We start from the raw sequence: 23325 nt of genomic DNA, 5'->3' as shown, positions 1-23325 counted from the left end.
GAATTGCAAGTCAGGCTATCAGTTTTCTTCCAGATCAGCCGCCAGTCGGAATCCGATGCGATTGGCGGGCTTATCCTCGACCGACTTGGGCAGCGCTCGCAGCATTACATTCAACTGGCTGACATGCTGCACGAGTTGGGTTCGCGCCCCGGACCCATCTGCGCCGTAAAAAGTGATGATATCAGGGTCGAAATAGCCCATCCCTTCGATCCGCATTACCCCGGCATCACCGCCAGTAAATCCCATGGCGACCTCATGATCCGCATCCAGCGTATTCTCGAAATTCTGGATATACAGGATCAACCGTTCATAGGCCCATTGCGCCGAGCTTTTGGTGGCTACGGGCTTTTGCAACTGGCCGGGCAGGTCCTTGGTGCCGGATTTCGCATCCGGGTTGGCATGCACCTCGTAACATCGGGGCAATGCTGCTGATTCCGCTGCCTCGGCTGAGGTTTCGATCTTGTCCATGCCTTCTACCCTTTGCGCTGAAACTCCCACGCCCCGTCCGCGCGCCGCGTTCGGGTAACAGCACCAATGTGGTAGAGATGGTTCAGATGTGCAACTGCTTCGACCAGAGCAAGCCCATACTCTCCTTCACCGATCTGGCGTTTGAACAAGGGCACAAAGCACTCAGCAGCGGTTTTGGGCTGGTCCAGATAATTCTGCAGACGGTCCAGCGCGCTGTGGTGGTTGTCGATCAACTGCCTCATCCTGACCGGCAGGCCGGTAAAGGGCAGTTTGTGCCCGCCCAGCGCCATATGATCCGGGCGCGCCAGGTCTTGCAGGCGCTCGCAGGCTTCCATCCACTCCGCCACGGGATCCGCCATGGGCTCGGTAACATAGACGCCCAGATTGGGGCTGATCGAGCTGAGAACCTGGTCGCCCGTGATCACCAGATTATCGTCACGGCTCCAAAAAGTTGCATGTTCGGGAGCGTGGCCATTGCCCATATGAACATCCCAGTCGCGCCCACCCATACGAATGACACTGCCCTGTTTGATCCGAGTAAAGCCCAGCGGCATCGGATAGACCGTGTCGCAGAAATTGAAGGGCCGTTCTGTCATCCTTTTGGCAAGGAAATCGGCATCCATCCCGGCGCTTCGGTAGTAATCCAGCGTTTCCTGCGGCCAGTTTTCCTGCACATCCAGCGTCAGCATCCGTGCAAACAGCCATGCAGTACGCGACGTGACCAGCTCGGCCCCGTGTTCAGATTGAAACCAACCGGCATTGCCAACGTGATCGGGATGGTGATGGGTCACCACCACGCGCGTCACGGGTTTGCCCCCCAGCGGTCCCGCCATCAGGTCCGCCCAAATACGGCGCGTCTTGTTCGAGGACATGCCAGTGTCGATCACCGTCCATCCGTCGCCATCATCCAGCGCATAGATATTGACGTGATCCAGCGCCATAGGCAGCGGCAACCGCATCCAAAGCACGCCTTCGGCAATTTCAACGGCCTCGCCCAGGGCCGGAGCCTCGGGCCAAGGATAGCGGATCGTCAAATGTGTATCACCGTCCATCAGGCAGCTACCATTTCCTCGGCGCTGAGAGCAAAGACGTCATCTGCACCGTTCTGCGCCTGAACCAAAAGCCCCGAAAACTCAGGCAACAGCGCATTGATATAAAAGCGTGCCAGCTTGAAACGGGTGCCGTTTGGCTCGGCCAGGGCCGCCTTGAGGTGATAGTGACCGCCCAAAACGCGGGCGAATGCCTTCAGATAGGGCACGGCGCCGGCAAATCGCGTGTTCACGTCGGACTGCGATATCAACCACTCGGTCGTTTCACGCAGGCTTTCCGTGGCCTCCCAGACAGGACCCGCCAGTTCCGGCATCGACCCACGCGCGCGTTCGGCGTGATCCTCGATTTCGTCCAGCAAACGGGACGCCGCTTCGCCGCCATCCATCATCTTGCGTGCGACAAGGTCCATGGCCTGAATGCCGTTGGTGCCCTCGTAAATCGCGGTCACACGGACGTCGCGATAGAACTGTGCCGCGCCGGTCTCCTCGATAAAGCCCATACCGCCATGGACCTGCACGCCTTCTTCCGAAACCCGCATACCGGTTTCGGTACCGAAGGCCTTGTTTATCGGCGTCAACAAGGCCGCGCGCGAAACCCAGTCCGCGTCGCCTGTTGCATTGGCCATATCGATCGCGGCTGCGTTTGCAAGCATGATCGCACGCGCAGCAAAAGTATCCGCACGCATACTCATCAGCATCCGGCGTACATCGGCGTGATCGAGGATTGTGCCCGAAGGTGTCTTGCCTTGCTTCCGCTCAAGCGCATATTCCAGGGCCTGCTGATAGGCGCCTTCGGCGGCACCGATACCCTGTCCTCCGACGCCCAGTCGCGCGTTGTTCATCATGGTGAACATCGCAGCCATTCCGCCATGTTCCTTACCCACAAGCCAACCTTTGGCGCCATCATACTGCATCACGCAAGTTGGCGAACCATGCAGGCCCATCTTGTGCTCGAGCGAAACCACTTTCAGGTCATTTGCCACACCTGGATTGCCATTCTCGTCCGGCAGGAACTTGGGCACCAGAAACAGCGATATTCCCTTGGTTCCGGGAACTGCATCGGGCAGGCGTGCCAACACCAGATGGCATACGTTTTCAGCAAAATCGTTGTCACCCCAGGAAATGAAAATCTTCTGACCAGACACCGAATAGGTGCCATCTCCATTCGATTCTGCCTTCGACGTCAGCGCACCCACATCCGATCCGGCCTGAGGCTCGGTCAGGTTCATCGTGCCCGACCATTCACCAGCGATCATTTTGGGCAGGTATAGGTTCTTCAGCTCATCACTTGCGTGGTGCTCCAGTGCTTCGATCTGGCCCTGCGTCATCAGCGGCGCCAGTTGCAGTGACAGGCAGGCCGCAGACATCATCTCGTTGACGGCAGTGGTCAAGGTCATCGGCAGCCCCATACCGCCATATTCGGGATCAGCGCTCATGCCGATCCAGCCCCCCTCAGCTATAGCGTTCCAACCGTCGCTAAATCCTGGCGAGGTACGCAACACGCCGTTTTCCAGACGCGCGGGCTCTAGGTCTCCGTTCCGCTGAAGCGGCGCCATGACCTCTTCGCAGAGTTTTCCAGCCTCGGTCAGGATGGCGCTGACGACGTCTTCGCTTGCTTCCGCGAACTTGTCGGTCGCTGCAATACGATCAAAATCAACCGCATGGCGGAACAGAAATTCGTAATCTGCAACTGGTGCGCGATAGGGCATAATATTACCTCGGGGCTGTCTTGAACGGTCCGCGACGCCGGGGTTGGAAATCCGCTGACTCGCCGTTATTCATCTGGGTTTGAACGATTACGTACCCATCCTTATGCTACAAGCAATCAAAACGCGGCGTCACTCACAATGATCTCTAACGGTACACTCGAACTGTCAGCCGACCCGGCGGGAATTGCTCAGGCTGCGGATCTTTTGAGGCAGGGACAGCTGGTCGCTTTCCCGACTGAAACAGTCTATGGGCTGGGTGGGGATGCCCGCAACGGAGAGGCTGTCGCCAGCATCTATGCCGCCAAGGGCCGACCCAGTTTCAACCCTCTGATTGCGCATGTCGCATCGGTAGAGTCCGCGCGCAGGTTTGTTGAATGGTCAGATCAGGCCGAGGCGTTGGCACAGGCGTTCTGGCCCGGCCCGCTGACTCTGGTTCTGCCGCTGCGGGAAGGGCACGGTGTATCGTCGCTTGTCACTGCCGGGCTGGATACATTGGCAGTTCGGGTGCCTGCGCATCCTTCTGCCCGGGCTATTCTCGAGATGTTCGACGGGCCGGTCGCTGCGCCCTCGGCCAACCCTTCGGGACAGATCAGCCCGACAACAGCCGCGCATGTCCGCGCCGGTCTGGACGGGCGCATCGCTGCCATTCTGGATGACGGTCCCTGCGGTGTCGGGCTGGAATCCACCATTGTCGGCCTCGCTGGAGAATCCGCTTTGCTACGCCCCGGAGGGGTGGCTTTGGACCAGATCGAGGCAGCTCTCGGCACGGCATTGCATCTACACCAATCGGGCGACACGCTAACAGCACCCGGACAGATGCTGTCGCATTACGCCCCGGACGTGGCGGTCCGGTTGAACGCGCAGACTACACATGGTGACGAGATTCTCTTGGGATTTGGACCGGTCGAATGCGACCTGAACCTGTCCGCTGATGGTAACCTGACCGAGGCAGCGGCCAATCTTTTTGCCGCTTTGCACAAGCTCAACAGCACCGGACGCCCGATTGCCGTGTCCCCTATTCCGGACCACGGATTGGGCGCCGCTATCAACGACCGGTTGCGCCGGGCTGCAGCACCGCGTGACAGTTGATCAGGCGCGCCCTGCACTGGCCGACAGAGTCAGAGGATCGACGCCCAGCGTTGCCAGCGCCGCCTCCCATTTCTGATCATCGGGGACATCGAACACCAGCTTCGAATCCGCCTCGGTTGTGAGCCATCCGTTCATCGCGATCTCATCCTCAAGCTGCCCGGGTCCCCAGCCTGAATACCCTAGCGTCAGCATAGAATTCAGCGGCCCTTGCCCCGAGGCCAGGTCTTCAAGCACGTCCAACGTTGCAGTCATGCTGAAATCGTCCGAAATCTGCAGGGAATGGAGGTTCGCGTCATAATCGGCGCTGTGCAGGACGAATCCGCGCGACATCTCGACCGGGCCGCCGAAATGCACCAGACGCTCACCCACGATCGGGATACGGCAAGCGATGTTCAACTGACCCAGCAGCGTCTTTATACGTAAATCCGAAGGTTTGTTGATGATCAGACCCATCGCGCCATCGTCGCCATGGCTGCAAATATAGACAACCGAATGATCGAAACGCGGATCGCCCATCCCAGGCATCGCAATCAACAGTTTACCGGTCAGATCCATAAGACGACATCTCTTGCTGAGCTCCCATCAACAATGCCCCCGCAGTCCCGGTATTGGCAAGGGACGAGCGGCGATTTCGCTAGATTTCATTCGAGTGACCCGAACGTGACTTGGAATTCGCCTCGAGACCACGCATTTATAGGGTATGAACATTCACAAGACATTTCTGGCAGCCGCCCTTGCCGTGACCGTTGGCGCGATTGGACCGGCATCTGCACAAGTGGTCGGCTCGGTGGCCGAATTGGATATCCTGGACGGCGGGCGCACAGCAAATGGAGCCTATCTTGGGGCGCTGCGGGTGACCCTGCAGGACGGCTGGAAGACCTATTGGCGGGCGCCGGGCGATGCGGGTATTCCGCCACAGTTCGACTGGAAAAGATCAACCAATGTCGGCAGCGTGTCGATCACATGGCCCGCGCCGGATGTCTTTGACCAGAATGGCCTGCAGTCGATTGGATATGAAAATCAAATGGTCCTGCCGGTCGAGATTTCGCCGAAGAACCCGGCCAAACCCGTGCGGCTGAAAGGCACGGTGGATCTAGGGGTCTGCAAAGACGTCTGCATCCCGGAACGTTTGGGCTTCGATCATACCCTGAACGCCGAAGCAGAGCGCAACCCGGCGATCGCGGCGGCACTGGCCAAGCGCCCATATTCCGCCAAAGAGGCCCAAGTAGCGAACTCACGTTGTCACCTGACCCCGACATTTGACGGAATGCAGATCGAGGCGCGCGTCACCATGCCTTCCGCCGGTGGCCGCGAGGTTGCCGTGATCGAGCCCGGCAACCCCGAGCTGTGGGCCTCGCAGACCGACACCAAGCGGCAGGGCGGTACTCTGGTCGCCACATCCGAGGTGATCAACGCCTCGGGCGGTCCGTTTGCGCTGGATCGCTCAAAGATCCGGATCACTGTTCTGGGTGCCAATCACGCGGTGGACATTCTGGGGTGCAGCGCTGGCTGACCCCATGATGCAAACTCCGAAAATCGGTGCGCTTGCGGTCGTCATTCATGACGGGCACGTCCTTCTGGTTCAGCGCAGCAAGCAACCGGATAAGGGGCTATGGGGCTTTCCCGGCGGCCATGTGGAATGGGGCGAAACCGTCCTGCAGGCAGCACAGCGGGAACTGCGCGAAGAAACCTCGGTGATTGCCGAGCCGTTGCGGTATCTGGACAGTCTGGACCTGTTGCGCCGCGACGCCCAGGGCGCTGTTCTGTCTCATTACCTGTTGGTTGGCGTGGCCTGCCAGTATCAGACCGGGCAACCGGTTGCGGGGGATGACGCAATGGATGCACGCTGGTTCCCACTGGACTTGATCCGACAAGGCGCACTGCCCATGAGTGACCGGGTCACAAACCTGTTGGAAACCGCACTACGTCAGGGCTAGGCGGTGCGTCCTTTGAGACGGGCGTACAACAGGCCCGACAAAACAATGCTCACCACCAGAATCACCGTGGCGCCGGCAGTAAAAGCTCCAAACCCCATCCGCAGGATTGAGGGGCCCTCTGGCCCGGCATAAAGCCCCGAAACAAGGCCCGGTGGAGACCCGGTCACCGCAGGCCAGATCATCGTCAACGCAAACCAGAGCATCAAGGCAAACCCGGTAACAACAAGCGCCCCCTGCACCACACGATCCGGCGCCCGAATTGCGCGACGCATGGCCGTCATTGGCCGCGACAGATCGTTCAGGATCCCCAGCAGGGCAGGAACGAGCAGCAATACCAGCACCATCCCAAACGCCAACCCATAGACCAGCGTGATCACGGTCGGTTTGAGGAACTGTGCCTGCTGCGATCCTTCGTACAACAGTGGGGTCAGGCCCAGAACCGTGGTCAGCGTCGTCAGCATCACTGGCCGCAATCTGTCCGATGTCCCCTCGATGATGGACGGCACCAGCCCACGAGTCTGCTGATACTCGTCAATCGTCGTCACCAGAACAATCGAGTCGTTGATGATGATTCCGGTCATCCCCAGCAGACCAACAACCGTGAACATGCTGAGCGGAACCTCCCAGATATAATGACCCCAAATGGCTCCGACCAAACCAAACGGAATGATCGCCATCACCACCAATGGTCGGGTCCAACTGGCAAAGACCCAGGCCAGCACCAGATAGATGCCCGTCAGGCACAGGATCAGACCGGTACGGGCTTCGGACAGAAACTCTTCTTCCTGCTCGCTCAGACCTGCCATGGTCCACTCGACCTGACGTGTGGCTGCGATATTGGGCAGAATTTCCTCGCTCATCGCACGGGCGATCTCGGCCGCGCGTGTTGGATCATCCTCGGAGATATCGCCATAGACCGAAATCACCCGCAGCCCGTTTTCCCGCCGCACGGTCGAGAATCCGGATTTACGCTGAACCGAAACGATATCGGCCAACGGGACATAGACTCCATCGGGCGTGCGCATCAGTGTGCGTTCCAGGAAATCGGCGGTCAGTTCTCCTTCAGGCAATTCAACCCGGATCTCGGCACTGCGCGGGCCATCCGGGAAGGTCGCGGCCTCGATCCCGTTCAGACGGTCCCGCAGCACCCGGCCCAATGTTTCGATCCGAAAGCCCAGCGCCTGTCCCTGCGCGGTCAGATCCAAAATGTACTCTTCCTTGTCATAGGCCAGATTGTCTTCCAGCGCTGAAACCTCAGGGTATTTCGAAAGCGCGACCTGCAAGTCCTCGGAAGCCGTTTTAAGCGTGTTCACATCGGCGCCGTAGAGCTGCACGTCAATCGCATCTCCTCCCGGACCAGACCGCCAGCCCCTGAAGCTAAGCAGCTCAAGTTTGGGATGGCTTGGCGCCATTTCCTGCAACTCTCCGACAAACTCGAAGCTCGAATAGGGGCGCAGGTCGGCATCTATCAACTCGATCGAAATCCCGCCCAGCAAATCCGTGTCCTTGCCATCCGCTGCCGAAAGTGCACGGCCCGCGGATCCCCCGATCTCGGCCAGCACGTAATCAATGGGGTTGCGCCCGTGCCGCTCTTCATAGCGTTGGCCAAGCGCCTCTACCGAGGCCTGTAGTTGGTGCATCATGGCCAACGTATCCGCGCGGCCTGCGCCCTCGGCCATGATAAAATTGCCTGTAACCGATCCACGCTCGGGCGCATTGAAAAACCGCCAGTTCACGTCCCCGCGGATGAACAGGGAAATCTGGCTGGCCAGAATGACGATCATCGCCGACACCACCACATAGCGTGCCCAGATTACCCAGGCGATCAGCGGTCGGAACAGCGTATCGCGCACCCAGCGAAACCCCTTGTTCACCACACGGTTCGGCAGATCATACCAATGTTCCTTGGCAGAGTGCGCAATCGCGTGGGCCATATGGTTGGGCAGGATCAGAAAGCATTCGATCAGCGAGGCGATCAATACCGCTATCACCGTGAAGGGGATATCGCGGATTAACTCTCCGAAACGTCCACCAATCGCAGTCAGACCAAAAAAGGCAATAACCGTGGTCAGCGTCGCAGCAAAGACCGGCATCGCCATGCGACGTGCGGCGCGTTCGGCGGCCACCATTGGCGGCTCACCCAGCCGTCGCGCGCGAAAATCGGCATGTTCACCCACAACGATGGCGTCATCCACGACGATACCCAGAGTGATAATCAGGCCGAACAACGACACCATGTTGATCGACAGGCCGCCAATATACATGAACGCAATCGCCGCCGACATTGCCACCGGGATACCCGCGGCAACCCAAAAGGCAATCCGCGCATTCAGAAACAGAAACAGCAGGCAGACCACAAGACCCAGCCCAACCAACCCGTTATCGACCAGAATATCCAGCCGGTCGGTGATCGCTTGCGCCCGTGTCCGGATCAGCTCGGCCTTTACGCCCTCGGGCAGGCTGGCTTGCATCTGCGAGACGACATCTTCGACCGTGTGTTGAATTTCAATCGCGTCCCCCAGATTTGACCGATCCACACGAACGGACATTGCCGGATTCTTGCCAACAAAATAGCTACGATTTCTGGTGACACCTTCAATCTGGATCTGCGCCACGTCACCGATCAACAGCTTTGAGCCATCGGTGAAATTGCGCAGCGTAATCCCTTCGATCTCTTCCGGGCTGCGCTTTTCGGTGCCGGTGCGAATGCGCGCATTGGCCCCTGTCACATCGCCCGCCGGATTGGCGTTGACCTCGGCTGCGATGGCCAATGCGATCTCGGACAGGGTGATGTCATTGGCGATCAACTGCGCGGTGGGCACCTCGACCACGATGCGCGGCGCGGCAAGGCCCCGGATCGTGGTGCGGGTCACGCCAACAGCGAACAAACGGTTGATCAGCTCATCGGTGAACTTGGCCAGCTGTTCAGGATCGACAGGGCCGGTGACGACAACATCCGTGACGCGATCGCGCCAGGCACCGCGTCGGATGGTCGGCTCATCAGCGTCGTCTGGCAGGTTGGTGACACTGTCGACCGCTGTTCTGACCTCTTCGACCGCGCGAGACATATCCCAGTTCGGCTCGAACTCCATCCGGATCTGGGCTGTGCCCTCGCGCGAAGTCGAAGAGGTGCTGGACACGCCTTCAACGGCCAGAAGGGCCGGCTCCAACAACTGAACGATGCCATTATCGACATCTTCAGGACCAGCTCCATCCCAGCTAACGCTGACATCCACCCGTTCAAGGATCACATCGGGAAAGAACTGCGCCCGCATATTCGGGATGGCCGCCGCGCCCAGCACCAGCATAACTAGCAGCAGCAGGTTGGCGACCGTCCTGTGGCGCGTGAAATAGCTGAGTATCCCCCCAGCCGCGCCGGGAATTTCGCGCATCATCGCGCCTAACCTCCGGCTCGGTTTTCGATGCTGCGCACCAACGACGCGGGAACCTTGGCTTCGCCCAGTTGGCCCAGCACGCGGGCTTTGACATCTTGAGGCAATGCATCACTGGCTTCGACCTGCGCCACCAGCTGGGCACGCTGTTCCTCGGACAGCTCGACCATATCCGTCTGGCCCCCTGCGTTGGCCTCATCCCGCAGCGGCCTGACCCGGACACCGGCCCCAAGCAGAGGCGTTCGACCAATGACAACCTCGCGACTTTCCAACCCCCGCCCGCGCAGCAGCACCTCATCACCCTGACGGCGGATCAACTGCACTGGTAGAACCTCAAGCCGGTCATCCTTGCCCAGAATCAGAACCGTCCCTGCTGAATCCAGAACCGAGGACGGCAGGCGCACCACGTTCTCAAGCGGCTGTTCCTGAACCGAGACTGTCACGAAATCACCGGGCTTGAATCCCGAAGTATCCTCGAGCAAGGCATAAAGCAGGCGACCAGTTTGCCCTTCTCCGGCCGAGCCGCTATCGCGGCTTATGCGGCCCTGTGCCGCAAGATCTGCTCCTGTGACCTCGAGCGATACAGTGACCGGAGAATTGATCAGATCCCCTTCAGCATCCAGCAGGCGCACGAATTGCGCGGTCGAGACGCGAAATGCCACCTCAAGTGCTTTAGGATCAACCAATTCGGCCAGTTTTTCGTTGGCTGACACGAGGCGACCCTCAACCAAAGTCACGTCGGTCAATGTTCCCCCAAACCGAGCGTGGATGGTCATGTCTTCCAAATCACGTTCGGCAGCGGCAAGCGCGATACGGGCGCGGGCCAGCAAAGTCGTTGCCTGATCGACGCGCGATTCCGCCTGTGCCAGCGCGATCCTCCGGGCCAAAACAGATTGCTGTGCCGATGCCTCGGCCAGTTCCGCCTCTTCCACGGATGCCGCCGCGCCCACTCCCCGGCTTTTCAAGTCTTTTTGGCGCTGCAGGGCACGGCCCCGCAATTCGGCCTGCGCCTCGGCCGAGTTCAGCTCATCCTGCGCCAGCAGCAGCGACCGTTCGGCATCGCGTTCCTCAAACTGGGCATCCAGCAGGTCCGACTTGGCGCGATCCAGCGCCGATTGTGCATCCGCCGGATCAAGCTCGACCAGAACCTCTCCTGCAGTGACAGCACCGCCATCTTCGAAATCTTCGGACAAGGTTATCACACGGCCACCAAGCGCTGCACGCAGTTCCAGGCGGCGGCGGCTTTGCACTTCACCAAATGCTTCAAGATAAGGCGTTACGGTTTCCACTTCGGCATGCCGGACAGTAACCGCAAAAATGCGCTCCCGCGCCTGCGGAGCGGCATCCTCGCGCGTCAGAACATCCTGCACTGCACCCGCGATCATCTGAACCGCCACAAACAAGAGTGCCAACGTCAAGGACGTCAGGAAAACTCCGGCAAGGCTCTGCCTCAGAAAGCGCATTTACTATCACCCCGTTCGCATCAGGCTGGCATTTCAGAAGGTAGCTTTGCCCCGAAAAATGCCAAGCCACAAAGCGGTAATACACATTTGAACGTGTAACCAGCTTACTTCCGTCGCAGATGTTCGTCCAATCTGGGCATAATTTCCACGAAATTGCAGGGCCGGTGACGATAATCGAACTGTTTTAGCAATATTCCATCCCAGGCATCCTTGCAGGCACCGGGGCTGCCGGGCAATGCAAACAGATAGGTGCCCCCGGCGACGCCACCTGTGGCGCGCGACTGGACGGCAGAGGTGCCGATCTTTTGCATCGACAGGATTGTAAAAACCGTACCGAATGCGTCGATTTCCTTCTCGTAGACATCCCGATGCGCCTCGACTGTAACGTCGCGCCCTGTCAGGCCGGTACCCCCGGTCGAGATGACGGCATCTATTTCAGGATCTGCGATCCACACGCGCAGCTGTTCTACAATCTGGGCGCGCTCATCCGGAAGGATCTTGCGGTCCGCGACCAAATGGCCCGCCGCCTGAATCCGATCCACCAAAGTCTGTCCCGATCGGTCCTCGGGCAGCGTCCGCGTATCCGAGACAGTGAGGACGGCGATCCGAACTGGAATGATTTTTTTGCTTTCGTCGATGCGTGACATATGACGTCAGGCCCTTTCCATAATCGCAAGCCGAATGGCGAGCGCCGTAAAAATCCCTCCGGTCACCCAGCCCATGAAACGCGAGGCACGCGGGTTCGAGACCAAGACTCGGCCCGCGCCACCGGCAAACATGCCGACCATCCCGTTCACCACAAAGCCGCCCACCGCGATGATAAGGCCAAGGGTCAGGAACTGCGGCAAGATTGGCCCCAAGGTCGGGTCCACAAATTGCGGGATGAAGGCCAGCACGAACAGGATGACCTTTGGATTGGTGAGATTGACCAGCAGCCCATCACGAAACGCAAGTTTCCCGCTATGTGCCGGTGCCTCGGCCGGCACAGCACCGTTTTGGATCGAACGCCAGGCCAGATAAAGCAGATAGGCCACCCCCAACCAACGGATCACATCAAACAGCCAGGGCAGCGTCGATACCGCCGCGCCAAACCCAAGCCCAGCCAGCAGGACATGCACCATCGACCCTGCAGAAATACCGGCGCTGGCCACAAGCGCGGGCCGTGCGCCTTTGCGCAGGCCCTGCCCAAAGCAGAACATCATATCAGCTCCGGGTGTGAGGTTCAGAGCGAGCGCAGCCGGGATAAACGCCAGAAGGGTTACAGTTTCGATCATCAATGCAGCTCAAACCAATTTGGTCTGGGCCCCAGATTGGCCACCTGGGTGCGCCCGATTGCCCCGCGATACCCCCAGCTGTCATGGATATGGCCATGCAGAGAAAGCTGCGGCTGCACCCGCTCGATCGCGTCGCGCACCGCGACCGAACCGACGGCGCCGCCCATTGACGTGACATCGCCATGCCCTTTGGGCGGAGAATGCGTAATCAGAATATCGGCAGCGTCGCACCGATCCAGCAACTCGGCGGCCTCGGCCTCGGTCAGATCGCAGGACCAACCGCCAAAAGGCGTCACGGGCACACCATATCCCAGACCAAACAGGCGCACCCCGTCCACAGTCATCCCGGTGCCGTGCAGCACGTGGACACCTTCGGGCACAGCCGCTGTCAGCTCTTGGACGCTTTCGGCATTGCCGGGGGTTAGGACCAGAGGGGCCGAAATGCCTGCAAGCATCTCCATCGCCTGATCCAGCCCTTGCCGCATATTGCAGAAATCACCAGCACCGATCACCAGATCTGCCTCGGCGCTGGCGGCAACCAATTCGACCGCCCGGCTGCGCGCCATATGCAGGTCGGAAAAGGCCAGGACGCGCATCACTTGCCCTCCAGCCAGGCCTTCAACTCCAACAGATCTGCCCAGGCCTGCCGTTTCATTGGCTGTTGCCGCAGCAAGTAAGCAGGGTGAAACATCGGGATGACCGGCAGCCCCCAAGCCTGATCCCACTGGCCGCGCAACCGAGTTATACCGCGTTTGCCCAGCACCGCCTGACAGCTGATATTGCCCATCACGACCAGAACCTCGGGCTTGGCCAATGCGACGTGGCGCTCCAGAAACGGCTTCATCATGCCGATCTCTTCGGGCTTGGGATCCCGGTTCTGCGGGGGCCGCCAGGGCAGGACATTGGTGATATAGACGTTTTCGGCACGGTTCAGCTCAATCGCGGACAACATCCTGTCCAGCAACTGCCCGGCCCGGCCAACAAAGGGCTTGCCCTCGCGATCTTCATCCCGGCCCGGAGCTTCGCCTATAATCATCACCCGCGCACCCGGCGTCCCGTCGGCAAACACCAACTGGCGCGCGCCACGTTTCAACTCGCAATGATCAAACGCATCCATCGCAGCGCGCAACTGGTCCAGCGAACCAGCTGTCTTGGCGACTGAATCGGCAATCGCCAACGCATCGACCGGCTTGGGCTTTTCCGGCGCCGTTTGTACCGCTGTGGGCTTTTTGGATTTGGGCGCTGTGTCGGGCAACGTATAGCGGTTCACCGGGATATCCCCGATCGCATCCGTCGCGCCCAGTTCAATCTGCCAGTCCAGCAGAGCCCGCGCTGTGTGAAAGTCCAAAGCCGATTCCATAACACTCAATCTAACCTCCTTTTGACCGAGGGAAAGCGAATTGGCCTTGATTGCGCGCTCGGTCGCACCGACCATTGGGGCAATCATGCTGATCCTGTTTCGATTCCTCTCAATTTGGGCGCTTCTGGCCTTGGTCAGCGGGCCTATTTCGGCGCAGCTGTTTGATCGAAACGATCAGTGCCGCGCGGGGCAGTTCGCCTGTGGCAGTCGGTGCTGTTCCGGTGGGCAAAGATGCAGTTTCGACAATCATTGCATCCCGCTGGGCGGCACCTATTGCGGCGGCGGCCGCAGCTGCGGCCCGTTCGAGCGCTGCGTGGCAGGCGGTCTACGCTGCGCACCCAAAGGAGCCAACGCATGCACCACGCGTCTGGACTGCCCCGGCGACAGCTTTTGCAACGCGCGCGGGGAATGCCAGCGAAACACCCCCGAATTCGACCCGGATTCAGCCACCAGCGGCAGCCCCATCACCTGTGACGACGGCTTGACCTGTGCGGCCGGATCATCCTGCCTGCCAGGCGGAGGATGCGCACAGCCCGGTTGGTTCTTGTGCGAGAAAACCGGATCACAATGCCGCCCTGGATTCAAATGTTCGAACCACCAAGGATGTGTGCCGGTTAAGGCGATCGACTGCGGCTATGGCAAATGGTGCAAACCCGGCGAACAGTGCTTGCCCGAGGGTGGGTGTGAGAAACTGCCCTAACGCCTTGATCCCAAGGTTGCCTTGCGCGGCGCGGCTTTCTATAAGCGGGCCGATTGTCAGACAGGAGTCCGCCCATGCGTTTCGCCCATCGTCACCTTCTTGGCATCGAGCACCTGTCCCAATCCGATATTACTGCCATTCTTGATCTGGCCGAGACCTATGTCGAGATGAACCGGCAACCGAACAAGCACTCGGATGTGCTGGCGGGGCTGACGCAAATCAACATGTTCTTTGAGAACTCGACCCGTACTCAGGCCAGTTTCGAACTGGCAGGCAAGCGGCTGGGTGCGGATGTGATGAATATGGCAATGCAGGCCAGCTCGATCAAAAAGGGTGAGACGCTGATCGACACGGCGATGACGCTGAACGCAATGCATCCCGACCTTCTGGTGGTGCGGCACCCGCATTCCGGCGCGGTTGATCTGTTGGCGCAGAAGGTGAATTGCGCCGTACTGAACGCAGGCGACGGGCGGCATGAGCACCCGACACAGGCGCTGCTGGATGCGTTGACCATTCGCCGCGCCAAGGGTCGCCTGCACCGGTTGAACATCGCGATCTGCGGCGACGTTGCCCATTCCCGCGTGGCGCGGTCGAACTTGATCCTTCTCGGCAAGATGGAAAACCGCATTCGCCTGATCGGCCCGCCAACGCTGGTCCCCAGCCAATTTGCCGAGTTTGGAGCCGAGATCTATGACGATATGAACGAAGGCCTTCAAGACGTCGATGTCGTGATGATGCTGCGCCTTCAGAGAGAGCGGATGGATGGCGGGTTCATCCCCTCGGAACGTGAATACTATCATCGCTACGGGCTGGATGCCGCCAAACTGGCGCAGGCCAAACCCGATGCCATTGTAATGCATCCCGGCCCAATGAACCGCGGGGTCGAGATTGACGGAACGCTAGCCGATGATATCAACCGCTCGGTCATTCAGGAGCAGGTTGAGATGGGTGTCGCCGTCCGCATGGCTGCGATGGAACTGCTGGCCCGCAATCTGCGCGAGGCCGCATGAGCGATCTGGCCGTCGCATCCCATGAACACGGCGTTATCCGCCTGTTCGCACTCGACATGCGCCCGGAGGAGGCCAAGTTTCTGCGCGAACCCGGAGCCGTCGATCAGATTCTAGGGGTAGCGGGGCTGGATCCCGAACAGGTTGACGTCTTTCCGGTCTCGGACCTCGAAGACCTAGGCCTCTATGGCTATCTGACCGAGGGCTGCGACGTGTCCGCAGATCAGCTGGACCACACAGCGCTGGATGCGATTGACGGCTGGGTTCTGGTGGTCCGCAGCGCCGCATTTCGCGGTCGTACAGCCGCTTTGCGCCCCGACCGCAGGCTGCGCCTGATCGGCCTCTACACCGAAGAAGCAACAAGCTGGGCAGGTGGCCGGATTGAGACGGAAAGCGCGAAACCGTATTCGGCGCCGCAATCCGCACCGCAAAATGACAAACCGCGCCGCATGGGCTCTGCGGTTCTGGCGCTGCTGATCCTTCTGGTTATCGGAGGTGCCCTATGGCTGATCCTGTGACTTTCCCGCCCGACAAAGGGGCCTATATCCGCACCAACACGTGGATGGCAGCCGCGGCTATGGCAGGGGCCATGATCATCCTTTGGCTGATCGGTAATCCCTATGTGTGGACCGGCGCGCCAGCGGGCCTTGCTGCAATCGGCATTCGTGCGTGGTATCTGGCCTCAGAAGAGCTGACGGCCGCATGGGAAATGACAGACACTACTCTGACCGGCCCTGGCCCGCGCAAAGTGGCGCTGAACCAGATCGAGGCTGTCAAAACCATGGGTAGCTTTGTTCAAATCGTCACAAAAGGCGGGGACAAGCACCTGATCAAGTATCAGGCAGATCCCGCCGCTACCAAAACCGCTATTGAAAGGGCCATGGCATGAGCAATCTGATCTTCACCAACGCCCGCCTGATCGACCCCGAAACTGGCGCGGACGCACAGGGATGGGTGCATGTGGCTGATGGCCGTATCGTGGCCAAGGGCGAAGGTGCGGCCCCGTCGATTGACGCGCAGGTCATCGAATGCGGCGGGCATTGCCTGGCACCGGGCATCGTCGATCTCGGCGTCAAGGTTTGCGAGCCGGGCGAGCGGCACAAGGAAAGCTATAAATCCGCAGGCCTGGCGGCGGCGGCAGGCGGTGTGACCACGATCGTGACGCGCCCCGATACCTTACCCGCCGTGGACACGCCGGAAACGCTGGAATTTGCGACCCGGCGCGCACAGGCGGATGCCCCAGTCAACGTGCTGCCCATGGCGGCCCTGACCAAAGGGCGCGAAGGGCGCGAGATGACCGAGATCGGATTTCTGCTGGATGCCGGTGCCGTCGCCTTTACCGACTGTGATCATGTCATTGCAGATACCAAAGTGTTCACCCGCGCGCTGACCTATGCGAAATCCTGCGGTGCGCTGGTGATCGCCCACCCTCAGGAACCGGGGCTGAGCGCTGGCGCCGCCGCCACCAGCGGCAAATTCGCCGCCTTGCGCGGATTGCCCGCCGTTTCCCCAATGGCCGAGCGTATGGGGCTGGACCGCGACATTGCGTTGCTGGAAATGACCGGTGCGGCCTATCACGCCGATCAGATTACCACCGCCCGCGCCCTGCCCGCGCTGGAACGGGCCAAGCGGAACGGGCTTGACATCACTGCTGGCACCTCGATCCACCATCTGACGCTGAATGAGCTGGACGTGGCCGACTATCGCACCTTCTTCAAGGTCAAACCTCCGCTGCGGTCGGAAGATGACCGGCAGGCTGTCATCGAAGCGGTGCGGGCAGGTCTGATCGACACGATCAGTTCCATGCACACGCCACAGGACGAAGAAAGCAAACGCCTCCCGTTTGAAGAGGCGGCCTCGGGCGCGGTGGCGCTGGAGACTTTGCTGCCTGCGGCTTTGCGCCTGTACCATTCTGATCAACTGGACTTGCCGACTCTGTTCCGCGCGATGGCTCTGAACCCGGCTAAACGACTGGGTCTGGACAGCGGTCGCCTGTCTGAGGGCGCGCCGGCCGATCTGGTTCTGTTCGATCCGGATGTGCCCTTTGTGCTGGACCGGTTCACGCTTAGATCCAAATCGCAGAATACGCCATTTGACGGCCAGAGGATGCAAGGTAAGGTCACCGCAACCTATGTGGCAGGCCAAGAAGTTTACCGGAGACCCTGATGCCCCTGATCGACAGTACGATGACCCAGCTGATCCTCTGGGCCGCGATTGGATACCTGATGGGGTCGATCCCCTTTGGCATGATCATCGCCAAGGTGATGGGACTGGGAAATCTGCGCGATATCGGGTCGGGCAATATTGGGGCGACCAATGTACTTCGCACCGGCAATAAGGCCGCCGCCGCGCTGACTCTGATCTTTGACGCCGGTAAAGGAGCCGCTGCCGTCTTGCTCGCCCGTGCCATGGCCGGGGAAGACGCCGTACAGGTCGCCGCATTGGCCGCGTTTCTGGGCCACTGTTTTCCAGTCTGGTTGGGCTTCAAAGGTGGCAAGGGTGTCGCGACCTTTCTGGGCCTCTGGCTAGCGCTTGACTGGGGCGTGGGCATTGCCTGCTGCATAACTTGGCTGGTGGCCGCTGCCATCTGGCGGATTTCGTCGCTTGGGGCCCTTGCAGCAGCGTCCCTGTCTACAACCTGGGTCATGGTTTTGAGTGACGGGTCGACGTTTATTCTGGGAATCGTCCTGACATTGCTTGTGTACTGGCGCCATGCCGCCAATATCTCGCGCATCAAAGCTGGCACCGAACCCAGGATCGGGTCCAAGACCTGATATCCGCCTGAGTTAATTGGTTCTTGATCGAATCATTTCTATCTGTAATTTCTGTTATTACAGAAATTACTGGATACAATCATGCACCTTACTGAATCCATGCGCGACTTTATCCTCCATTGGGGGGAAATGGGTACCAAGTGGGGTGTGAACCGCTCGGTCGCGCAAATCCACGCGCTATTGCACATCTCGCCCGAACCGATGACTGCAGATGAGATCTGTGAAACGCTCGGGCTGGCCCGCTCGAACGTCTCGACCGGGCTGAAGGAACTGCAAGGCTGGAAGCTGATCAAAGCCAGCCGAAACCTGGGTGACCGGCGCGATCACTTTCATTCGATCCGGGACATGTTTGACCTGACCAAAGCTGTGGTCGAAGGCCGCCGCGAACGTGAATATGCGCCCACATTGGCCGCGCTGCGTATCGTTGCCCAAGAGGCTCAGAATGACGGCACCTCGCCCAAAGTGCGCCAGCGGATTGATGAGACGCTAGAAACCATGCAAATGTTCGACGACTGGTATGTCGATGTGAACCGTCTACCTCGCCGCGTTCAACTGGCAATCGTCAAACTTGGCGGACGCATCGCCCGGCTGCTGCCAAAGGGACAAGGAGACAAGTCGCCCTAAAAATTTTGCCTCCAAATTTCTCTCAATACAGAAATCACAGAATATGATGTAAGAAGGAGCATGACATGATCCAGCCCAAACGCCCGCCCGAACGCGCCCCGAAAGGCATCCAATGGGCCGACCTGGTTCCCCTGAACCGCTGGGACAAGATCAAGGAACTGATGCTACCGCTGCCTTGGTTGTTGCTGTCTCTGACGCTCTACAGTACTGCCCTCTGGCCACTTGGTGCTATGGCCAGCTTTCTGTTCTTTCTGTGCGCCCTGCGCCTGAACCACGAAGCGATCCATGGCAATCTCGGGCTGTCGCGGCGGCAGGATTCCTTGGTGATGCATGTGCTCAGCGCGCTTATGTTGGGTTCTAATCACGCTTTCTGCCAATGCCACCTGCTGCATCACAAACACGCCATGGGTCCGGGCGATTGCGAGGGGAATTGCGGGCACATGACCCTGGCGCAGGTCTTGGTATACGGACCCCGGTTTCCCTTCGACATCAACCGTGCGGCCTGGCGGGTCGCCAACACCAAGGCCCGTCGTCGCATCCTGATCGACTGGGGGCTGGTGCTTGCCGTGATCGCCGCTGCTGTGCTGAGCGGATCGCAAACCCTGCTGCTGCACGTGGCTGCGATGAGCACAGCCCAATGCTTTGCCGCCCTGTTTGCGGTCTGGATAACCCATCAGGGCACGCATGACAGTGGCGTTGCCGCGCGCAGTCAGCGCGGGGTGCTGGCGCGGCTGGCCTATCTGATGTTCTACCACCGCGAACACCATCTGTTCCCGAAGGTTCCTGTCAGCCGGTTGCCCGTTCTCGCGGATCGGCTGGAACGTTCGGTTGCAGGATATGCCGCAAGTCGCAAGCCGGTCATCGGCTGGCTGGAACCCCGCCGGTTCCGGGTAGAACCCTAATCCTTACTGATACGCGCACCCAAGGATCCTGAGCGGAAATGCACAGGATCCGTTTGCCAGCACACAATCACCATTAGTTGTTTTGAACGTGATCAATACGCTGCCCACTTCGGGGTCGTGGCGGCCAATTACCGACCGCACGGAACAAAACAATCAGAGTTGCCCAGACTCAATTACGGAATCCCCCGGCAGCTCGATTCACGAAAGGTGAAAACAATGAACAAGATCAAATCCCTTATCGGCGGCGTCGCGCTGTCTGTTGCCATCGCTAGCTCAACCCTGGCTGCAGGCGTCGAACTGAACGCAAGTTCGACCGGTCTGGCGCTACAGGGCTATGACCCGGTCGCTTACTTCACCGCTGGCGAAGCCACCAAGGGCGATTACCGCATCACTGCGCTGCACAACGAAGCCTTGTACCGCTTTGCCTCGGAAGAAAACAAAGTCGCGTTTGAAGAAAACCCCGAAGCCTACCTGCCCGCCTATGGTGGCTATTGCGCATTCGGCACCGCGATGGGCTTCAAGTTTGACGGCGACCCGAACTACTGGAGAATCGTCGACAACAAGCTGTACCTGAATCTGTCCGCAGATATTCAGGAACGCTGGGAAGGCGACATCCCCGGCTTTAACGAGCGCGCCGACACCAACTGGAAAGATATCGCCGACAAGAGCCCTTCGGAATTGCAGGCGCAATAATCCGCCCAAGAAAAACACCGGATCGGCGGCAGTTCACCCTGCCGCCGATTGTCATTTGAAACCGCCATTTTTCGCCCTAATTGTTCAAACAGGAACGAGCCCCATTAACGCGGGCCAGTGCTCCAAGGCAGTGGCACAGAAATCAGGTACGGAAACAGCCAAAAAACAGCGATCCGGTCGTCAGACCGGGCCCTGGCAATACCACGTACAAATGAGCAGCACAGGTTTGCTGAAGACCAATTCGAAAGAAAGGTTAACAGAATGACAGGAAGATTTTTTATTGCGGCCTTTATCGCCTCTATTGCGGCCGGAGGCGCCTCGGCGCAATCCTCGGGCAACTGGACGGGCTTTTACGGCGGCCTTCAGGTCGGCTATGCCGATATCGACACCAATGTTTCGGGCGTCGACGGTGATGGCGCGATTGGTGGTATCGTGTTGGGATATGATTATGATCTGGGGGATTGGGTTGTCGGTGGCGGCTTTGACTATGACTGGACCAGCATTGAACTGACCCCCGGCGTCGAGGTCGAAGACGTTTGGCGCCTGAAAGCACGCGCCGGATACAAAGTGACTCCGGTGGGGCTGCTATATGGTATCGGGGGCTATGCCGAGGCGAGTACTGACAATCTTGGCAGTGACGATGGTTGGTTCATCGGCGCTGGGTATGAACAAATTGTCGCCCCCAATGTCAGCGTTGGAGGCGAAATCCTGTATCACGAATTCAACGATTTCGATTCGACCGGAATTGATGTGGACGCGACCACAATCCAGGCCCGCGCCACCTACCGGTTCTAAGAAAACAGTGACGGAACCCGGCACAAACGCCGGGTTCCTTTCATTTACAGCTCAAGAACAGTGCTGCCTGTGGTTTGGCGCGCCTCAAGTGCGCGATGGGCCTCGGCCACCTGATCCAGCGGGAACCTCTGATCAATGTGGATTTTGACCTCGCCGCCTTCGACCTTGTTGAACAGGCGCCGCGCCATGGCCTGACAGACCGCGTGGTCCGAAATATGTGTGAAGAGCGTTGGCCGCGTTATCTTGAGCGATCCTTTCTTGGCCAGAATACCGATATCAATCAGAGGCACCGGGCCCGAGGCATTGCCGAACGAGATCATCATGCCAAGCGGTTTCAGGCTGTCGAGCGATCCGTCAAACGTGTCCGACCCGATGGAATCCATCACCGCGTCTACGCCTTTGCCTTTGGTGATCTGCGCGACGCGCTCGGCAAAGTTCTCGGTCCGGTAATTGATGCAATGCGCGGCACCGTTGAACTGCGCCAGACTGCATTTTTCATCGGTTCCGGCAGTACCGATCAACGTGATCCCCTCGGATTTGGCCCATTGGCAGGCAATCAAGCCAACACCCCCGGCAGCTGCATGAAACAGCACGGTATCCCCGCGTTTCAGCGGTGTGGTTCGATGAAACAGATATTCGACTGTCATCCCCTTGAGCATCATCGCCGCCGCCGCATCAAAAGAAATTCCATCCGGAAGCGGGCACACCTGTGCGGCGGGCATGACCCGTGCCTCGCAATAGGCACCGGGCGGAGAGGCAGCATAGGCCGCGCGCTGCCCGGGTTCCAGATGCGTTACACCTTCCCCGACGGCATCGATCACGCCAGCGGCCTCCATGCCCAAAGCCTGAGGCAGATCCAGCGGATACAGCCCAGTGCGCTGATATACATCAATGAAATTCAGCCCGCAGGCATGATGACGAATACGAACCTCACCGGGGCCGGGTTCACCAAGTGGGCGATCTTCGATCTTCAGAACCTCGGGGCCGCCGTGTTCATGGATGACGACGGTTCGTGCCGTTTTCTGCATGTTGTCCTCCTCTAGCCTCAGGCCAAGCTAACATGCCTGTGACGCAGGGCAATCGACACGATTACGCGAGGCGCAACCCAAACGCGAAAATTTGTGCTATACTATACCCAAGGCGTTGCTGGCTGGTCCGGCCAAAAGCAACAAGTCGCCGGATTGACCCCGCTGCGCAACATCGCAAAGCAGGAGGGGACGGCAATGGACAAAACGATTGGCAATCCGATCACCTGGGCGGCACGGAACATAGGTGCAACCGGGGATCACCTAGCTGAAAACATCAGCCATATCGGCAGCGCGGATACACGGCACCTGCCAGTGGTTCGTACGCTGACGATGGATGATCTTTGGGCCTGCCTGAGGGCAGGATACAGCGATTTTCTGGATACAAGGGCCGATGCGATATTCGTGGTGCTCATCTATCCGATCGCAGGTTTTCTGATGTTCGGAATTGGGCTGAACACAAACATGGTTCCACTGCTGGCACCGCTGGTTGGTGGTTTTGCGCTTGTGGGTCCGGTAGCCGCCCTTGGCCTGTACGAAATCAGCCGCAAACGAGAACAAGGTGGCGAGGCTGGATGGCTGGATGCGTTTGGCGTGTTCCGGTCCCCTTCCCTGGGTGCAATTCTGGCTTTGGCGTTTTACATGGTCATGCTGTTTCTGGTCTGGCTGATGGTCGCGCAGAGCATCTATGTTCAGACACTCGGCCCTGACCTGCCCGCGTCGCTGGGTGCCTTTCTAACCCAAGTGTTCACCACCGCCGCTGGATGGACCATGATCTTGTTCGGGCATGCTGTTGGGTTTCTGTTTGCCCTCGTCGCCCTGGCAATCAGCGTCGTCAGCTTTCCGCTGCTGCTGGACCGCAAAGTGGGCGTTCCGGTCGCCGTGGTGACATCCGTACGGGTGTTGCGTCGCAATCCGGGCGTCATCCTGAGCTGGGGATTCATCGTTGCCGCGCTGCTGGTCATCGGAGCGATCCCGATGTTGCTGGGCCTGATCGTCGTGATGCCGGTACTGGGCCACGCCACCTGGCATCTCTATCGGCGTGCTGTGGCCTGAAACATAGC

The 23325-nt window shown here is 59.3% G+C and carries 25 protein-coding genes; 14 read left to right on the top strand and 11 right to left on the bottom strand.

Translation table 11 applies throughout. The features are described 5' to 3' along the window. Positions 1-18: 18 nt before the first annotated feature. Genes AC2FHW_RS05760 through AC2FHW_RS05750 form a run of 3 tightly spaced genes read right to left on the bottom strand, consistent with a single transcriptional unit; the run spans position 19 to position 3226 of the window. Entirely contained in the window at positions 19-468 is a 450-nt protein-coding gene (locus AC2FHW_RS05760) for a DUF6173 family protein (RefSeq protein WP_496785877.1), read from the bottom strand. Between the two features lie 5 nt (positions 469-473). Then, positions 474-1520 carry an MBL fold metallo-hydrolase gene (locus AC2FHW_RS05755; protein WP_142635372.1) on the bottom strand — a complete coding sequence of 349 codons (1047 nt, stop codon included), beginning with the start codon at positions 1518-1520 and terminating at the stop codon, positions 474-476. After that, on the bottom strand, positions 1520-3226 hold the full coding sequence (locus AC2FHW_RS05750) for an acyl-CoA dehydrogenase (RefSeq protein ID WP_496821584.1): 1707 nt from the start codon (positions 3224-3226) through the stop codon (positions 1520-1522). Before AC2FHW_RS05750 ends, AC2FHW_RS05755 begins: the two co-directional genes overlap by 1 nt. Positions 3227-3364: 138 nt before the next feature. Here AC2FHW_RS05750 and AC2FHW_RS05745 point away from each other — a divergent pair, with 138 nt between their 5' ends. Next, positions 3365-4315: an L-threonylcarbamoyladenylate synthase gene (locus tag AC2FHW_RS05745; RefSeq protein WP_142635369.1), complete on the top strand. Its 951-nt coding sequence runs from the start codon at positions 3365-3367 to the stop codon at positions 4313-4315. Here AC2FHW_RS05745 and AC2FHW_RS05740 read toward each other — a convergent pair whose 3' ends face one another. Next, positions 4316-4870 carry a YqgE/AlgH family protein gene (locus tag AC2FHW_RS05740; protein ID WP_142635367.1) on the bottom strand — a complete coding sequence of 185 codons (555 nt, stop codon included), beginning with the start codon at positions 4868-4870 and terminating at the stop codon, positions 4316-4318. 145 nt (positions 4871-5015) lie between these two features. Here AC2FHW_RS05740 and AC2FHW_RS05735 point away from each other — a divergent pair, with 145 nt between their 5' ends. Both AC2FHW_RS05735 and AC2FHW_RS05730 read left to right on the top strand, forming a co-directional pair. Further along, positions 5016-5828 (top strand): protein-disulfide reductase DsbD domain-containing protein, encoded by an 813-nt coding sequence (locus AC2FHW_RS05735; RefSeq protein WP_271948512.1) that lies wholly within the window; start codon positions 5016-5018, stop codon positions 5826-5828. 7 nt (positions 5829-5835) lie between these two features. Further along, positions 5836-6252, top strand: coding sequence for an NUDIX hydrolase (locus tag AC2FHW_RS05730; RefSeq protein ID WP_334223304.1), 417 nt, complete (start codon positions 5836-5838; stop codon positions 6250-6252). Here the strand turns inward: AC2FHW_RS05730 and AC2FHW_RS05725 are convergent. From AC2FHW_RS05725 to AC2FHW_RS05700, 6 genes are all read right to left on the bottom strand, one after another. Next, positions 6249-9647: an efflux RND transporter permease subunit gene (locus AC2FHW_RS05725; RefSeq protein ID WP_496821582.1), complete on the bottom strand. Its 3399-nt coding sequence runs from the start codon at positions 9645-9647 to the stop codon at positions 6249-6251. The genes AC2FHW_RS05730 and AC2FHW_RS05725 overlap by 4 nt on opposite strands. A gap of 5 nt (positions 9648-9652) precedes the next feature. Then, positions 9653-11107, bottom strand: coding sequence for an efflux RND transporter periplasmic adaptor subunit (locus tag AC2FHW_RS05720; protein WP_281972583.1), 1455 nt, complete (start codon positions 11105-11107; stop codon positions 9653-9655). 104 nt (positions 11108-11211) lie between these two features. Next, positions 11212-11754: a molybdenum cofactor biosynthesis protein B gene (gene moaB, locus AC2FHW_RS05715; protein WP_496676662.1), complete on the bottom strand. Its 543-nt coding sequence runs from the start codon at positions 11752-11754 to the stop codon at positions 11212-11214. Positions 11755-11760: 6 nt separating this feature from the next. Further along, positions 11761-12381, bottom strand: coding sequence for a LysE family translocator (locus AC2FHW_RS05710; RefSeq protein WP_496821580.1), 621 nt, complete (start codon positions 12379-12381; stop codon positions 11761-11763). After that, positions 12381-12977 (bottom strand): metallophosphoesterase family protein, encoded by a 597-nt coding sequence (locus AC2FHW_RS05705; protein WP_496821578.1) that lies wholly within the window; start codon positions 12975-12977, stop codon positions 12381-12383. The genes AC2FHW_RS05710 and AC2FHW_RS05705 overlap by 1 nt, the downstream gene beginning before the upstream one ends. After that, entirely contained in the window at positions 12977-13741 is a 765-nt protein-coding gene (locus AC2FHW_RS05700) for a uracil-DNA glycosylase (RefSeq protein WP_271948670.1), read from the bottom strand. Before AC2FHW_RS05700 ends, AC2FHW_RS05705 begins: the two co-directional genes overlap by 1 nt. Positions 13742-13781: 40 nt before the next feature. Between AC2FHW_RS05700 and AC2FHW_RS05695 the strand changes: the two genes are divergently transcribed. From AC2FHW_RS05695 to AC2FHW_RS05650, 10 genes are all read left to right on the top strand, one after another. Further along, a complete protein-coding gene (locus AC2FHW_RS05695) occupies positions 13782-14441 on the top strand; it encodes a scavenger receptor class F, member 2 (RefSeq protein ID WP_271948520.1) in 660 nt (219 codons plus the stop codon). 74 nt (positions 14442-14515) lie between these two features. Then, positions 14516-15451 (top strand): aspartate carbamoyltransferase catalytic subunit, encoded by a 936-nt coding sequence (locus AC2FHW_RS05690; protein WP_142635354.1) that lies wholly within the window; start codon positions 14516-14518, stop codon positions 15449-15451. Then, positions 15448-15966: a hypothetical protein gene (locus AC2FHW_RS05685; protein WP_496821576.1), complete on the top strand. Its 519-nt coding sequence runs from the start codon at positions 15448-15450 to the stop codon at positions 15964-15966. Before AC2FHW_RS05690 ends, AC2FHW_RS05685 begins: the two co-directional genes overlap by 4 nt. Then, the gene (locus AC2FHW_RS05680) at positions 15951-16337 is read left to right on the top strand and encodes a hypothetical protein (RefSeq protein WP_142635350.1); all 387 of its coding nucleotides are present in this window, start codon (positions 15951-15953) and stop codon (positions 16335-16337) included. Before AC2FHW_RS05685 ends, AC2FHW_RS05680 begins: the two co-directional genes overlap by 16 nt. After that, entirely contained in the window at positions 16334-17614 is a 1281-nt protein-coding gene (pyrC, locus tag AC2FHW_RS05675; RefSeq protein ID WP_496821574.1) for a dihydroorotase, read from the top strand. Before AC2FHW_RS05680 ends, pyrC begins: the two co-directional genes overlap by 4 nt. Then, on the top strand, positions 17614-18222 hold the full coding sequence (plsY, locus tag AC2FHW_RS05670; RefSeq protein ID WP_142635346.1) for a glycerol-3-phosphate 1-O-acyltransferase PlsY: 609 nt from the start codon (positions 17614-17616) through the stop codon (positions 18220-18222). The genes pyrC and plsY overlap by 1 nt, the downstream gene beginning before the upstream one ends. 81 nt (positions 18223-18303) lie before the next feature. Further along, positions 18304-18846 (top strand): GbsR/MarR family transcriptional regulator, encoded by a 543-nt coding sequence (locus AC2FHW_RS05665; RefSeq protein WP_496676669.1) that lies wholly within the window; start codon positions 18304-18306, stop codon positions 18844-18846. A gap of 65 nt (positions 18847-18911) precedes the next feature. Continuing rightward, on the top strand, positions 18912-19748 hold the full coding sequence (locus AC2FHW_RS05660; protein WP_496821572.1) for a fatty acid desaturase: 837 nt from the start codon (positions 18912-18914) through the stop codon (positions 19746-19748). A gap of 216 nt (positions 19749-19964) precedes the next feature. Continuing rightward, complete coding sequence (locus AC2FHW_RS05655; protein WP_271948672.1) at positions 19965-20441, top strand: YHS domain-containing (seleno)protein; 477 nt, start codon at positions 19965-19967, stop codon at positions 20439-20441. Between the two features lie 261 nt (positions 20442-20702). Further along, positions 20703-21236 carry an outer membrane protein gene (locus tag AC2FHW_RS05650; protein WP_271948532.1) on the top strand — a complete coding sequence of 178 codons (534 nt, stop codon included), beginning with the start codon at positions 20703-20705 and terminating at the stop codon, positions 21234-21236. 44 nt (positions 21237-21280) lie between these two features. Here AC2FHW_RS05650 and AC2FHW_RS05645 read toward each other — a convergent pair whose 3' ends face one another. Then, entirely contained in the window at positions 21281-22264 is a 984-nt protein-coding gene (locus AC2FHW_RS05645; RefSeq protein ID WP_271948533.1) for a quinone oxidoreductase family protein, read from the bottom strand. Positions 22265-22459: 195 nt separating this feature from the next. On the opposite strand from AC2FHW_RS05645, the gene AC2FHW_RS05640 reads away from it, so the two are divergent. Continuing rightward, positions 22460-23317, top strand: coding sequence for a DUF2189 domain-containing protein (locus AC2FHW_RS05640; RefSeq protein ID WP_142635334.1), 858 nt, complete (start codon positions 22460-22462; stop codon positions 23315-23317). Positions 23318-23325: the final 8 nt, after the last annotated feature.

The sequence above is a fragment of the Ruegeria sp. YTSA108 genome, from assembly GCF_059610185.1.
The sequence above is the reverse complement of the archived record's forward strand: the minus strand, read 5'-3'. Positions and strand labels throughout refer to the sequence as shown.